The 13,547-nt window shown below is 66.7% G+C and carries 16 protein-coding genes; 8 read left to right on the forward strand and 8 right to left on the reverse strand.

Going from position 1 to position 13,547, the window contains the following annotated elements:
- Nucleotides 1-248: 248 nt before the first annotated feature.
- From GUI43_RS20440 to GUI43_RS20450, 3 genes are all read right to left on the reverse strand, one after another.
- On the reverse strand, nucleotides 249-620 hold the full coding sequence (locus tag GUI43_RS20440) for a hypothetical protein (RefSeq protein ID WP_112699535.1): 372 nt from the start codon (nucleotides 618-620) through the stop codon (nucleotides 249-251).
- A 48-nt stretch (nucleotides 621-668) separates the two neighbouring features.
- Entirely contained in the window at nucleotides 669-1,052 is a 384-nt protein-coding gene (locus GUI43_RS20445; RefSeq protein ID WP_249037799.1) for a hypothetical protein, read from the reverse strand.
- A gap of 104 nt (nucleotides 1,053-1,156) precedes the next feature.
- Nucleotides 1,157-1,663 (reverse strand): hypothetical protein, encoded by a 507-nt coding sequence (locus GUI43_RS20450; RefSeq protein WP_112699537.1) that lies wholly within the window; start codon nucleotides 1,661-1,663, stop codon nucleotides 1,157-1,159.
- Between the two features lie 40 nt (nucleotides 1,664-1,703).
- On the opposite strand from GUI43_RS20450, the gene GUI43_RS33940 reads away from it, so the two are divergent.
- The 3 genes from GUI43_RS33940 (at nucleotide 1,704) to GUI43_RS33515 (ending at nucleotide 3,821) form a co-directional block, all read left to right on the forward strand.
- Nucleotides 1,704-1,850 (forward strand): hypothetical protein, encoded by a 147-nt coding sequence (locus GUI43_RS33940; protein ID WP_170158763.1) that lies wholly within the window; start codon nucleotides 1,704-1,706, stop codon nucleotides 1,848-1,850.
- Nucleotides 1,851-2,367: 517 nt separating this feature from the next.
- The gene (locus GUI43_RS20455) at nucleotides 2,368-2,748 is read left to right on the forward strand and encodes a hypothetical protein (protein ID WP_112699538.1); all 381 of its coding nucleotides are present in this window, start codon (nucleotides 2,368-2,370) and stop codon (nucleotides 2,746-2,748) included.
- Nucleotides 2,749-3,347: 599 nt separating this feature from the next.
- The gene (locus GUI43_RS33515; protein ID WP_146763121.1) at nucleotides 3,348-3,821 is read left to right on the forward strand and encodes a hypothetical protein; all 474 of its coding nucleotides are present in this window, start codon (nucleotides 3,348-3,350) and stop codon (nucleotides 3,819-3,821) included.
- A gap of 520 nt (nucleotides 3,822-4,341) precedes the next feature.
- Here the strand turns inward: GUI43_RS33515 and GUI43_RS33520 are convergent.
- The 3 genes from GUI43_RS33520 to GUI43_RS20465 all read right to left on the reverse strand — a co-directional run bounded on the left by GUI43_RS33520 (nucleotide 4,342) and on the right by GUI43_RS20465 (nucleotide 7,160).
- Nucleotides 4,342-5,211 (reverse strand): hypothetical protein, encoded by an 870-nt coding sequence (locus GUI43_RS33520; RefSeq protein WP_146763120.1) that lies wholly within the window; start codon nucleotides 5,209-5,211, stop codon nucleotides 4,342-4,344.
- A 367-nt stretch (nucleotides 5,212-5,578) separates the two neighbouring features.
- Entirely contained in the window at nucleotides 5,579-6,502 is a 924-nt protein-coding gene (locus GUI43_RS20460) for an expansin EXLX1 family cellulose-binding protein (protein WP_112601003.1), read from the reverse strand.
- Nucleotides 6,503-6,557: 55 nt separating this feature from the next.
- Nucleotides 6,558-7,160, reverse strand: a complete 603-nt coding sequence (locus GUI43_RS20465) for a TetR/AcrR family transcriptional regulator (protein ID WP_112699539.1) — start codon at nucleotides 7,158-7,160, stop codon at nucleotides 6,558-6,560.
- A 119-nt stretch (nucleotides 7,161-7,279) separates the two neighbouring features.
- Here GUI43_RS20465 and GUI43_RS20470 point away from each other — a divergent pair, with 119 nt between their 5' ends.
- The 3 genes from GUI43_RS20470 to GUI43_RS20480 all read left to right on the forward strand — a co-directional run bounded on the left by GUI43_RS20470 (nucleotide 7,280) and on the right by GUI43_RS20480 (nucleotide 10,440).
- A complete protein-coding gene (locus GUI43_RS20470; protein WP_112699540.1) occupies nucleotides 7,280-8,116 on the forward strand; it encodes an SDR family oxidoreductase in 837 nt (278 codons plus the stop codon).
- Between the two features lie 155 nt (nucleotides 8,117-8,271).
- Nucleotides 8,272-9,498, forward strand: a complete 1,227-nt coding sequence (locus tag GUI43_RS20475) for an epoxide hydrolase family protein (RefSeq protein ID WP_112699541.1) — start codon at nucleotides 8,272-8,274, stop codon at nucleotides 9,496-9,498.
- Nucleotides 9,499-10,440, forward strand: coding sequence for a redoxin family protein (locus GUI43_RS20480; RefSeq protein WP_112699542.1), 942 nt, complete (start codon nucleotides 9,499-9,501; stop codon nucleotides 10,438-10,440).
- Here the strand turns inward: GUI43_RS20480 and GUI43_RS20485 are convergent.
- Nucleotides 10,427-11,311: a transglutaminase domain-containing protein gene (locus GUI43_RS20485; RefSeq protein WP_112699543.1), complete on the reverse strand. Its 885-nt coding sequence runs from the start codon at nucleotides 11,309-11,311 to the stop codon at nucleotides 10,427-10,429. The two genes, GUI43_RS20480 and GUI43_RS20485, sit on opposite strands and share 14 nt — an antisense overlap.
- 65 nt (nucleotides 11,312-11,376) lie before the next feature.
- Between GUI43_RS20485 and GUI43_RS20490 the strand changes: the two genes are divergently transcribed.
- Nucleotides 11,377-11,952, forward strand: a complete 576-nt coding sequence (locus GUI43_RS20490) for a GNAT family N-acetyltransferase (protein WP_192581098.1) — start codon at nucleotides 11,377-11,379, stop codon at nucleotides 11,950-11,952.
- Between the two features lie 33 nt (nucleotides 11,953-11,985).
- Complete coding sequence (locus tag GUI43_RS20495; RefSeq protein WP_211326733.1) at nucleotides 11,986-12,885, forward strand: YwqG family protein; 900 nt, start codon at nucleotides 11,986-11,988, stop codon at nucleotides 12,883-12,885.
- Between the two features lie 129 nt (nucleotides 12,886-13,014).
- Here the strand turns inward: GUI43_RS20495 and GUI43_RS20500 are convergent, their stop codons facing one another.
- Nucleotides 13,015-13,533: a hypothetical protein gene (locus tag GUI43_RS20500; protein WP_112699545.1), complete on the reverse strand. Its 519-nt coding sequence runs from the start codon at nucleotides 13,531-13,533 to the stop codon at nucleotides 13,015-13,017.
- Nucleotides 13,534-13,547 lie beyond the last annotated feature (14 nt).

The following is a 13,547-nucleotide window of genomic DNA, read 5'->3' on the forward strand; positions in this document are numbered from 1 at the left end:
AATGCCGACTGCGGCGACTGCTGTCGCGCTGCGGCGGGGTGAGTTCCGATAGAGCAAGATGCGCTCCTCGTCTCAAATGGAGGAAATGAGTCGATGACAACGCTGTCACTCGCTCGAAACGCATGTCAACGGGCCTCGGAGGGTGTCCCTTCTCTCTTTCGTCACCTGCCGTACTCGTCCGGCAGGCGTCGCTGCGCACGGTGACGAAGACGGGCCGCCAGGTTGTGGGCTACCGCCCGACCACCAGCTCAGACGTACGGGGTCCAAGGCTCGGGCTGTTCGGCGTCCCAGCCCAGCTTGTCGAGTGCGCGCAGGACCGCGCCCGCGCGGGGAGTCCAGAAGAGCAGGATCTGGTCGCGTCCCTCGACGTCGAACCAGACGGCGGTCGCCGGCAGCGGGAACCGTCGGTGAAACGGATGGTGCGCCAGCGCGGCCACGTAAAAGTGCTCCAGGGTGTCCGATCCGGTGCGCGACGTGAAGGTCAGGGTGCTGTCGTCGGCGTGCAGCTTCACTGTCGGCCAGGCCATTCGTCGGACGGCTCTGAGGGGGTTGCCTCGGGTGAAGTCGAGGCGGTCAACGTAGGTGAGTCCGCCGCGCGCATCGAAGGTCTCCGAGATCATCGTGAGATGGTACGGCGGGTACCAAGGACGAGGCCGCAGCGGCGGCAGCTACCAGATAGGCGCGCGCTCGTCGATGAATCGAGGCGGTTCACCGAGGAAGGTGTCGGCCGGAACTGCGCCATGTGCCAGGTTGAGCGTGTCCAAGCGGTACAGCCAGGCGCCGTCAGACGTCCCGGTGAAGCGGTAGTTGATCTGCCAGCGCAGCCATTCGCCGTGAGCGAGTCGCACCGCGGGCGGCCGGCGATGACGCCGCGGCCTACCCCAGGCCGACGCGAGCAGTTCAACCCGGAGTTGACCGTCCACCAGCCGGAGACGCACACCGCTCCGGTACGACACGCGTCGCAGGCCCTCGCGAGGCTCGAACCCATCGGCCTCCGCCATGTCCACCTCGTGGGCGAGCGGCGCGGCCCGTGCCGGCAGGGCGAACGCCACCGGTACGGCGTTACGCCGGGTCGCCTCGGCTCCGCCGCGCGAACGCTTGGTCCACGACGTGCGAACCCACTGCACGACAGCATCCACCCGGCGATACTCGGCCGCTACCTGTCCTGACGCAAGCCGGATTCGCCCACCCAGCGTTTCAACACGACGGGCTCCTCACTCGGGGCTGGCCACACCTGCACGCGCAGCCGCTCCATCGTCTGCAGGGCTTCGTCAGAGTCGACCCCCAAGCGCTCCGCCTCGGCGAGATTGCTGCTCGCTGCCCGGACACGAACGGGCCCTATCGGCACCCGGACCCTCACGGCATCCGGCTCGTAATCGGTGCAACCCATGACCACGATGCGGCCCGACCGAACCTGCATGCTCCCCTCGACCACATGGTCGTAGTCGGCGAGGTCGGCGGCGGGCTGAGCGTCCAACACCTCGACTCTTACTGCGACCGTTACGTTGACCGACGTGCCGATGGCCATCGCGTCGTCGACCACGGCCAGCCGGTCGACCACCGCCTGGTCCGTCCATGCCTCGCTCAGCTCGCCCGGCGACCCGTCGTCGCTCAGGTGGATCTGGTGGTAGTCCGCGAAAAGCTCCACGTCCAACGAATCCACGCCACGCTCCTCTGTCGATCTGCCTGCGATGATCTAGTACATGACTCGACGACGCGCAGACAAGTTGGCGAATGCGGTCGGTCTCGTGACGCTCGGCTTCGGTGTGGTGTTGACGGCCATGCCACGACGCAGCGCGGCAGCCCTCGGCTGGGTGGTCGCCCCGTCCTGGCCCGAGGGGTCGGTTTGACTGATCTCGTCGTCGGTTCCGGCGTCTTGTGTGGGCACCCCCCGTTGGCTGACGAGTCCGACAAGCGTTCCGGCAGAGTCCGCACTGCTGACAATGACGACGGCCCGAGAACAGGACGGTCTGCCGTCGAGCGTCGGCTAGCCGACAGTCAATTGCCGAAGGCTGGTAAAGCACATCAAAAGGCGCTGTTTATCGACGTTAGGTGGGGCGGGCAAACCGAAGGGCTGGCTAGAACTGTGAACTCGACGGATATAGTCCTTTCGAGAGACACTCCATCGTAGAGGGAGCTGCTATGCCAGACGTCCCGCCTGCTCAGCCGAACTACGCCGAGGTTCGCAGGGCAGAGGATCAGAAAAAGTACGCCGAAGAGCAGCATCGCCTTCGCAAGAAAGAAGAGGAAGACCGCCAGAAGGCCCTTGTCGCCGAGTCTCGGCGCCGGGCAGCGGAAAACGGGCAGAGTCGCTAGCTGCGACATCGCCGCTCTCGTGAGATGACCCAAAAGGAGGCGTGACGCATCATGCAAACCGAGTCCGTCATCGTGGAGACCGCAATCCCTCTAGCCGAGGCGGCGGCAATACTCAACGTAGCGCTAGCCGGCCACAAGGCCACTATTGAACCCTTGACGGCCAGCAACAACCCCCTTGATCAGCTAGGCCATCAGCCCGACGTCGCATTGTTGGCCTCCCGTAAGGGCCCCAGGGGCGCATGGGGCGTCCGGGTCTACCTGACAGATTACGGGGATCGTCGTGAGATCCACCTGGAGGCACTCGGCGACGGTGGTTTTTCCCGCGCCTTCCATGGCATCAAGAACACCTTTTCTCTGTCGAAGAGCCTGGCCAAGGCGCAGGCATTGGCCGCCAATGTCGTGAATTCCGACGCGACTGCGGTCGTTCGATAGCCGCGATTCGTATGGGCGGGCGGCAGCGAGGATGGCCGCCCTCCTCAGGGGGCGTCGGACAACCTGCCTGCCGCTAGCGGGAAAGGTAGTCCTCGCCCGGCACCCCGTCAGGGCACGACCGGCGCAGAGTTTTCCGTTCGCGGATGTGGTGCGGCGGCAGCATCGGCCCCAGCAACGCAAGCGGCCCATGCTGCTACTGCTGGGCCCGACTCGAGTCGGGATGCCAGGCCCCGCTCAGCGTGGCTGGCCTGCGTGTAAGTGGGCCGCCAGGGACTTGAACCCTGAACCCCACTCGCGTGCCATCGATCATGTCCAATCGGGCAGACCGACCCGTCGACCTGGGCGAACCCTTCCGTTGCCTCACAGCCGCTGTCAGCGCTTGTCGGCCTCAGTTGTGCCCGGTGTGTGCCCGATGATCTTGTCGGTTCTAAATCCGCGTCTGCCGCCGGTCGCTGCTATCGCTCTTTCTGCCTTCTCGCTGAGCCCGTCGGCCGGCGGGTTCGCCCACGCGGGGGCAGCAGGTGGTGGATAGCCCCTGTCATAGTCGTGTGCGCTGGTGCTCGTCCTGTCCAGCTCACCGGCCTTGCATAGGAGATGTCGTGCTGGAATGGATGCAGGCGATAGGGGGATTGGCCGCAAGCTTCGCCGCCGTTGCCGTGGCGGTATTTGCCATCCGCCGACAAGAAGCCTCAAGCGTGCGCGCCTTGGACGCGCAGGCCGAGGCGACCCGCGTGGCCCGAGTGCACCAACGTGAAGTGGCTTCAGCGGACCGGCTCTGGGCCAGACGTGCAGACCTCTACGGGCGCGTCTCGTTGGCCATGCGCGAGCATCTTGACCGACCAAAGGACGAGAGCGGGAATGAACTTCCTCTCTCTGAGGTGCCGCTCATGGCAAACCTCTCCAGCGAAGCCGAGATCCTCGCGTCGTCTCGAACAAGGGACCTCATCGCAGAGTTCGTGTACGGAGATCCTGACAGGGACGAGAAGATCAATATCTGGTCCGAGTTCCAGTGGTCAGCTCGTCGCGAGCTTGCAGGAGGACGTGCCGACCCAGTGACCTCTGACCACCCTTGACGGCGGGCAGACGCAGAACGAACCCCGCCGGGGGAGTCTGGTCGCCCTTGTCAGGCACTGTCAACGAATTGCGTGGGATGGGCTCACCCACGGACGGTGTGTCGCTCGTTCCGCCTGTCACCGCGACACTCCAAGCGTGACCCAAGTCCGGACTCATCGTCTTTGCCAGGGCCTTCGCGCTGGAGTGGATGACGAGAACCGAACCCGCACTGTCAGCTTGGGAGTCGGATTGATCTGCACGCTAGGTAGCCGCCTCACCCCGGACATCTGCTACACACCTTTGATAGCGGACCCGCCGGCACGCCGTTGCGTGCCCGTATTGACCGCTGTATCAGTATCGGGCACGACGCTCGCTGGGCACTCGGCGGACACCGGACGTCGAACGCCTCCCGGTGCCCCTGGCCTACGCGAGCACGGTACGCAGGTGCTCCCGGACCTGGTCATGGGCACCAGTGAGCTCGCCTCTCCTCGACCGCCCGAGGCTGCCTTGGATGCCGCCGATTGGCTCCTTCCAGCCCGCCTACAGCTGTGGACATGGCGGATTGGCTGGGTTGGCACGCGAGCCGGAGATTAAGTCGAAAACTAACGGCCCGTCGAGGACGTCCCAGGACTTTTCAATGCAGGGAATTCTTTCACGGATGCGGTCCCTCTTGACAATTCTAATCTCATTGTTATTGCGGATCAGCAAGGTTGTGAAGTCCTCGGACTCACTTAACACATTTGCGACGGTCCTGCCGGCCTCGCCATCTATCTGAATTATCTCGTTTGGCAGCCACATCGCCTTTGGCAAAATCGCTAACGAAACTATGATCGTGATGCCTGCGAGAATTAGGAATGCGCCAATCCTTCGCACGATGCCAAATATCCGTCCTGGACGGTTGATACGCCTTTTATCAGCAAGGGAGACGAGAAGCCCAGCAGCAGGAATCATGGCCACCGTCAAAGCCGCAATCCAAAGTGGGGATATAAGTAGCATTGCGATAGCTAGTACCAACGATGCGATTCGCACGTTGGATGAGCTGAAGTTCAAGGATAGCGATTTGATAGGAGCGAATTGTCCGCCACGTAGCGCAATGAGCAGGAGTACCAGAGTGAGATAGAAGGGCAGAAAAGGAACCATCGAGGACAAGAGGATGATGCGCGCGTCCATCGTGCGTATGAGCATCGAAAAGACCGCTGAATCTCCCGATGAGACGAACATGATACGAATCGATGCCAATGCAAGGGCAATGACTGGTGCAATGACAATTAGCTCAGCCCATCCGACTTTGCCGCCGCCTACTTCGGGCTCATTTTTTGGTGGCTGTTGCCCATGCCGTACCCGCAGACCTATTGCTCGCATCCTCTTGAAAGTCCGAACATCAGGGCCTGCCATCGAACTTTTCGTCATAACACCTCATCTCCTGGTTGTCGTGCCTTCTAGCAGGAAAGAGAGGTTTAAGGTCCTCGCTCATGTCCGACCCGCCTACCGCGATCTCTCGGGCTTCCGGTGCGACAGCAAAGCCCGCCCGGTCCTAGTACCGATGAGGGCGCGAATCCCGCTACCGGCTGTCCGTGGAAGCCGTTCGCCGGGTACGCCGTCGCAACGACGTCCAGTCCGTTGACGAGGATTCGCATGCGGTGCGACGTGAACTCGGCGGGGAACAGCAGCGGCTCCAGCCTCAGGACGTCGACCACCGGGGCAGTCTAGTCAGCGCAGACCTCGGCCAGCCGCCGCTTATTGCGGCACCGCGACCGGGTCACTCAAGACCAGGCGGTCAGCAGCGGGGGCGGTCGAGTGGAGCGGCGGCACCCGCGAGCGCTTCGACTGTCGGTGCGGCCGACTCCGTCGAGGTCGGTGCGGGCGCGATGGTGGGGCTCAGCGGGGTCGAGGGTGAGCCGCTGGGCGTGGGGGAGGCGCTGGCGAGGGTGGCCGTGCTGCGTTGCACCTGCTTCGTGACCATGCGGATGCCGGTGGCGGTCGCCTGGTGTCCGTACACGTCGGTGACCCTGATGCTGTACGGCCCGGGGCCGATCCCGCCCTCGATGGTCCAGTGGTTGTCGCTCTGTCGGGCCGCCTTGCGGAAGCCGCCGCCCGGTCCCTTCGCCTCGACCGAGCGGAGTGGGTTGCCGTGGTTGCCGACCTGCACCGCGAACCAGTACTTCGAGGCGCCGCCCTTCATCCGGAAGGTGAGCCCTCCGTCGAGCGGCGGGTTCACCACGGCCCGGTACGTCACGGGCGCGATGCCCTGCGACCGGTCGGCGATCCTGGTGAACGCCTCGGTGGACAGGTCGATCTTGCTGGGCCCGCAGCCGCCGCACTGGTCCATCACCATGACCCGGACCTTCCCCTTCGGGCCACTCACCTCCAGGTAGCTGCCGCAAGCCGCCGATCCGGAGTACTGGGATGCGCCGAGCGCCACGTAGAGCCGGTCCGCCGGAGGGCCCGGGAAGGAACAGTTGCCGCCGGAGCGGCCCGCGTCGTAGAAGCTGGCGGTTCCCTTGTGGACGGCGTTGCCCGTCGGCGGCGCGGCGCAGGCCGGGGTGGCGCCGCCGCGAACCGCGAGGGTGATGCCCAGGACGGCGGCCAGGGCGGTGACCCCGGCGCCCGCCAACCAGTGTCTGACCCGCCGACTCGACCGGGGCGTGCCGTCGTCGCCGGCCGGGATGTCGTTGTCGGGGGCCGTGCCTGGTGCCGTCACGGCGCCTGATGTTGCCGCACCGCGCTGTGGCAGCGCAAAGCCGTCCCACCGATCGTCACTCGCCGGATCGGCGGGGGCGCATTCCGTTGAGGGCGGTGGCGACGACGAGGTCGGCGTACTCGGCGGTGAGCGGCCCGCTGCGTTGCAGCCAGCGGTTGAGCACCGGCCCCCAGATCATGTCCACCGCCACGTTGAGGTCGATGTCGTCGGCGATCTGACCGGCTTGCTGGGCGCTGCGCAGGCGCTGCCGTTTGGCCTTTTTCAACGGCCCGTCCAACCGTTCGGCGTACGCCGCGGCCAGCTCGGGGTCGAGCGCGATCTCTGTGGCCAGCGCGCGCATTGGTTGCTCGTACCGGGGGTCGTTCATCTCCTCGACCGTCGCGCGCAGCACCACTGTCAGGTCCGCCGCGAGGTCTCCGGTATCCGGCAGCGTCGGCGGCCCACCCTCGGTGGCCTCGCTGAGCATGAGGAAGGCGTCGAAGATGACAGCGCCCTTCGACGGCCACCAGCGGTAGATGGTCTGTTTGCCGACGCCGGCCCGCGCGGCGATGCCCTCGATGCTGAGCTTCGCGTACCCCGTTTCCTGAAGCAGGTCGAAGGCCGCGGTGAGGATGGCGCGCCGGGACGTCTCCCTCCGGCGGGCCGTGTTGGGCGTCATGGGCAGAACGATACCAGCGTACGAGACGAACCGTCTCGTCTTGACGGCGGCGGCGTGGCAGGCCTAGTCTCGGTCCATCACGAGACGGACCGTCTCGTCTTGAAATCCTTGGAGAGCACATGCGTACCTGGTTCATCACCGGTGCCAGCCGCGGCCTGGGCCGCGCCTTCGCCGACGCCGCCCTCGACCGGGGTGACCGGGTGGTCGCCGCCGCCCGGACCATCGCCACTGCCGACTTCGACGAGAAGTACGCCGACCGGCTGCTGGCCCTGACCCTCGACGTGACCGACCGCGCGGCGGTCATCGCGGCAGTGGACACCGCCGTCGAGCACTTCGGCCGGCTCGACATCGTCGTCAACAACGCCGGAACCCTGTCCATGGGCATGATCGAAGAGTTCACCGAGGCCGAAGCGCGCGCCCAGTTCGAGGTCAACCTCTTCGGCGCGCTCTGGGTCAGTCAGGCCGTGCTGCCGCACCTGCGCGCCCAGCGGTCCGGCCACATCGTGCAGGTCTCCAGCATCGCCGCGCTCGGAGGCTTCCCGAGCACCGGCCTCTACAGCGCGAGCAAGTTCGCCCTGGAGGGCATGAGCGAGGCGCTGGCGATGGAGGCGGCGGCCTTCGGCATCAAGCTCAGCATCGTGCAGCCGGGCGGGTACTGGACCGACCTCTACACCAGCGTGCGCGCCACCACCCCGATGGACGCCTACGCGCCACTGCGCGCCGAGCTGGAGCGCCAGTGGGCCGAAGGATCGATCGACAGCGAACCCCGACTCGCCGCCGAGGCGCTGCTGCAACTGGTCGACAGCGACCAGCCGCCGCTGCGGCTCCTGCTCGGCAGCATGGTGTACGACCTGGCGTTCGACATCGCCCGCCGCCGGATGGACACCTGGGCGAGCTGGGAGCAGGTCAGCCGTGCCGCCGAACACGCCGTCGCCGCCCCCGGAGCTGACGGATGAGAGGGCTGCTCGTATCGCCACGAGCAACCGGTGCGGCGTTCTAGGCTCCGAGATATGGCGGCGGCGTGCTCATCGTTGGCACATAAGTCCGGGCAGAGCCTTTCACCCATGATTTCTCCTCGCGAGGCGCAAACCTAGACGGAGAGGAAACACGCATGGCTGTCAAAACCAAGACTCGTCCCGGCACCACGGAGATTCGGCCGTTCTCGGTCGACATTCCTCAGGCCGACCTCGATGACCTGAAGAGGCGCATCAAGGCCACCCGCTGGCCGGACAAGGAAACTGTGGACGACCAGTCGCAGGGCGTGCCACTCGCGACCATTCAGGCCGTCGCCCGCTATTGGGAGAAAGAGTACGACTGGCGCAAGGTCGAGGCGCGGCTGAACGCCGTACCGCAGTTCATGACCACCATTGACGGGGTGGACATCCACTTCATCCACGTGCGCTCGAAGCACGAGGACGCGCTGCCGCTCATCGTCACCCACGGGTGGCCGGGCTCGGTGATCGAGCAGATGAAGATCATCGAGCCGCTCACCGACCCGACGGCGCACGGCGGGAGCGAGTCGGACGCCTTCCACCTGGTCATCCCCTCGCTGCCCGGCCACGGCTTCTCCGGCAAGCCGACCGAGTCGGGGTGGAACCCGCAGAAGATCGCGACCGCCTGGACGGAGTTGATGAAGCGGCTCGGCTACAACCGGTTCGTCGCGCAGGGCGGCGACTGGGGTGCGGTCATCGTCGACCAGATGGGCATCCAGGCACCTCCGGAACTGCTCGGCATTCACACCAACATGCCCGGTGCGATCCCACCGGAGATCGACCTGCTGTTCCAGGGCGACACCACCGGCGCGAACAACGCCATGGGCTCGCTGCCATCCGGCCTCTCCGACGACGAAATGCGTGCCGCCGAGGAAGCCAACTACGTCTGGAAGCACGTCGCCTACGCCCTCATGATGGCGACACGTCCGCAGACGCTGACCGGGCTGGCGGATTCTCCGGTTGGCCTGGCGTCCTTCCTGCTCGACCACGACGCGAAGAGTCTGGCCCTGATCGCGCAGGTCTTCGATGGGGCCCAAGCGGGCCTCACCCGCGACGACATCCTGGACAACATCTCGCTCTACTGGTTGACGAACACCGCAATCTCCGCGTCCCGTCTGTACGCGGAGAACAAGCTGTCGTTCTTCGCCGCCAAGGGCGTGAACGTCCCGGTCGCCGTGAGCGTCTTCCCCGACGAGCTGTACGAGGCGCCGCAGAGCTGGGCCGAGCAGGCGTACTCCAACCTCATCTACTACAACAAGCTCGACGTGGGCGGGCACTTCGCGGCCTGGGAGCAGCCGAAGATCTTCTCCGAAGAGCTTCGCACCGCCTTCCGGTCACTGCGCTAGATGGCCGTGCACGTGCCCCCGCTCAACGGGGCGGCCGAGTGGCTCAACTCCGAGCCACTCGGCCCCGCCGAACCGGGTGGGCGCGTCGTCCTGGTCAACTTCTGGACGCTGACCTGTATCAACTGGTTGCGCCAGGAGCCGTACGTGCGTGCCTGGTCGCAGGCCTACCGCGATGACGGGCTGGTCGTCATCGGGGTGCACACGCCGGAGTTCGGATTCGAGCACGACGTCGACTGGGTGCGGCGGGCGGTCGCGGCCCGCTCGATCGACTACCCGGTGGCGGTCGACAACGACTACGCGATCTGGAGTGCGTTCGACAACCACTACTGGCCGGCGCTCTACTTCGTCGACACCGACGGCGTCATCCGGGACGAGCACTTCGGCGAGGGACGCTACGAGCAGTCCGAGCGGGTGCTCCAGCAACTGCTCGGCATCGAGCGGGAACCCGTACCCGTCCGCGGGCTCGGCCCGGAGGCGGAGGCCGACTGGACCAACCTGCGCACGCCCGAGACGTACCTCGGTTTCAGTCGCGGCGAACACTTCGCGTCGACGAACGGCCCGGCGCTCGACGAACGCCGCGCCTACCAGGTGCCGGAGAGCCTCGGCCTGAACCAGTGGGCGCTGGCGGGGGAGTGGACGATCGGGTCGGAGAACGTCGTGCTGGACGCGGCCGGCGGCGGCATCGCCTTCCGGTTCCACGCCCGCGACGCGCATCTCGTGCTGGCCCCCGGGGCGGGAGCGTCGATCCCGTTCCGCGTGCTGCTCGACGGTGACGCTCCCGGCCCGTCACACGGCGTCGACGTCGACGAGCACGGCAACGGCGTACTCCAGGACGGCCGGCTCTACCAGCTCGTCCGCCAGGACGGCGCGGTCCGGGAGCGGACCCTGGAGATCACGTTCGGCGAGCCCGGCGCCGAGGCGTACGCCTTCACCTTCGGCTGACGCGCAAATCGACAGTGTTCACAGTGCCGGAGACCGGTGAGAAGCTGCGTACCTGAGCGCCGGGACGCAGACGGCTGTCGGTCGCGTACCGGTCGGCGAGCGCCTTCTCCGCGGCCTCGTCGCCGTCGTCGGCTTCGAGCAGCAGGGCGGCGATCTCGTCGGCGAGCGTGAGGTCGGCGTTGGCGAGGTGGTCGGTCATCGCGCCGAAGCTGTCCCACAGCAGCAGCTCGTCCTTCTGCCGATGGGCCAGTTCGTGCAGGACGTAGTTGTAGATGAACCAGGCGCCGTGGACCGGCATGTCGGGGGCCACGCCGTAGACGTCGGGATCGATCGTCCCGGCCCGGTACGCCGACCACACCCGCGCTGCCGAGTCGAAGAGCCCTGCCGTCGGGTCGATGTCGTAGCCGTCGAACCGCCAGTCGCCGGCCGGGTCGAGCTCCGGGTCGGCCCAGACCCAGCGTTCGCCGTTCCAGTACTCCACCAGCACGTGATCGTGGTGCCAGCCGGGGGTGAAGTAGGAGGCGAAGCCGACCCGGCTGCGGCTGGGAATGTCGTGCTGACGAAGGATCGCGATGGAAAGCAGTGTGTGGTCCCGGCAGCAGCCGGCCACCCGGTCCACCGCCGGGCGCTCAGCGGTGAGTGGCACTGGAAAGCGGGACTGGTCGGTGTCGAGGATGCGGTCCACCCAGCGGCGGTTCACCTCGTCGAGCCGGTCGACGGGCAGGTCAACTCCGCCGGCCCGGTAGTGGACGATCACGTTGCGGACGGTCGCCGCCACGCTGGGGATGTCGGACGCCACGGCGTCGAGGAGCCCTCCGTGTCGACCGGGGTCGCTGTAGGGGGACTGTGTCCGGTAGTCATCGAGGTCCATGGGGTCAGTCTCGGGGCCGCCACCGTGTCAGGGTCAAGGCGCTTTTCCGGATAGTGTCGACTGCTGTGACAACGCCCGAGATCACCATCGCCACCCCAGCGGACCGCGACGCGGTGGTTCGTTCGCTGGTCGCCGCGTTCGTCAAGGATCCGATCCTGCGGTGCCTCTTCCCCGACGAGGAGACCTATCCGCGATACGCCGCCGCCTTCTTCGGGCACCTCTTCGACAAGCGTGTGCACCAGTCGTCGATCTGGACGCTCGGTGGGGGCGCGTCGGTCGCCATCTGGGAGCCACCGGCGGGGTCGCTGACCGGGTCACCGCAGGGCGGGCTCGCCGCTCACTACCCCGCCGACGTGCTGGCCCGCGTCCAGAGCTACGACGACGCCGTGCACGCCGCGCTGCCGACGTTCCCGTTCTGGTACCTCGGCGTCCTGGGCACCCACCCCGACAGCGCCGGACGCGGTTGGGGCCGTGCCGTCATGCGGGCCGGCCTGGCCCGTGCCGCCGCCGACGGCCTGCCGGCGATCCTGGAGACCAGCAACCCGGCCAACGTCGAGCTGTACCGCCGGGCCGGCTGGGAGGTGGCGGGCTTCCTGTCGGAGCCCGTGCCCACCTGGATCATGCAGCAGCCGCCGCGCTGAGAACGCTGATTGCGCGCCTCCTACGATCGGCGCGTGCACACCACCCCTTCCAGCCCCATCGACGTGCCACAGATCTTTCCGGCGGTTGCGCCGTTGGCGCGGACGACCGTCCGGTTGCATCCCCGCCCGGGTGCGCCGACAGCGGAGCAGAGTTCGGTGGGCGGCCCGCTGCTGTGGCCGGCCGACGAAGCCTGGCCGATGTGCGATGGACCGGAGCCCGGCGACCACTACCTCGATTCTCCGGGTGAACCGGCGGCGCCGCTGGTGCCGGTGGTCCAGTTGCTGGCCGAGGATGTGCCCGAGGTGCCGTTCCCGGCCGGCACGGACGTCCTACAGGTGTTGTGGTGCCCATTCGAGCATGAGCCGTGGACGTCACCTCGCCCCGAACTGCGGTGGCGTCGCCGCGAGGACATCGGCGCCCGACTTCAGGAAGTGCCCGCGCCGGATGTGGAGTCAGATCCATCGCACGTCCCCCGCCCCTGTGTGCTCGACCCGGAGCGGGTCACTGAGTACCCATCCTGGGACCTCCCGCGTGCCGTCTGGCCGCAGATCGAGGACACGATGAAGCGGGTGGCGCGGGAGACCGGTTGGGAGTACGAAGGCGATCTGGCGGTCGCCTCGGGGATCAAGGTCGGCGGTTACCCCGGCTGGACGCAGTCTCCGGACTGGCCGGTCTGCGAGTGTGGCTCGTCCATGGACCATCTGCTGACGGTGGCCAGCTGGGAGTTCAGCCGCGGTGACGAGAAGAGATGGATCCCAGTAGAGGATCGTCCGGCGATGGCCGGTTGGGAAACGGCCACCACCGACGATCACCCGTGGTGGACGATCCAGAACCCCAGCGGGCTCATGCTGGGTGACGTCGGCGGGATCTACCTGTTTGTCTGCACGACCTGCCCCAACAGGCCGTTCGACTACCGCTTCGACTGTTCCTGACGAATCCGGATGGTCACTGGCAGCTCACATCCCCGGCCTACGGCCGAATCTTGGACAGTTTCCGTTAGCTGATGACGGAAACTGTCCAAGATCTACTTGCGGCCGTCCCGCCGAACACGCTGATAGCGCTCACCTGAGGGTGAGCGGGACCGGTTGCCCCTGGCGTATCTCGAGGACCGGCCGCCTGCCCAGCGGTTGGGCCAGATTGAGGGTTGCGGTACGCCGGAAGCCCGCAAGGGTGCACACCTCGCCGCTGTTGTGGTGCTGCGCGATGACGATGACCACGACGGCGTTGGCCGACTCGACCGACTCCGCGTGGTAGTCCGCGCCACAGCCGCGGGTCGCCGGCCCGAAGGCGCCGGTGAAGTCGACGGTCAGCTGCGTACCGGCCCCGGTTGTGGTCGCCGACTCGATGGCGATGCCCGGCGGGGAGTTCCACGGTGGTGGTGTCGGGGTGACGGCGCCAGCGCCACCTGCGTCGATGACGGCCTGGTCGTACCGGGCCAATGCCTCCCGTGCCTGCTGACGCAGCTCGCCGAGGCTCTCCCCGCGGGGTAGCGCGGCGTCGACAGGGGCGTTCGCGTCGGTGTCACAACCAGCGAGCATCGCCGCCGCCACCACCCCGACGACCCAGTGCCATCGCACCATTGAAGACCCCTTTT

The organism is Micromonospora noduli, assembly GCF_003264365.1.
Lineage (GTDB): Bacteria > Actinomycetota > Actinomycetes > Mycobacteriales > Micromonosporaceae > Micromonospora > Micromonospora noduli.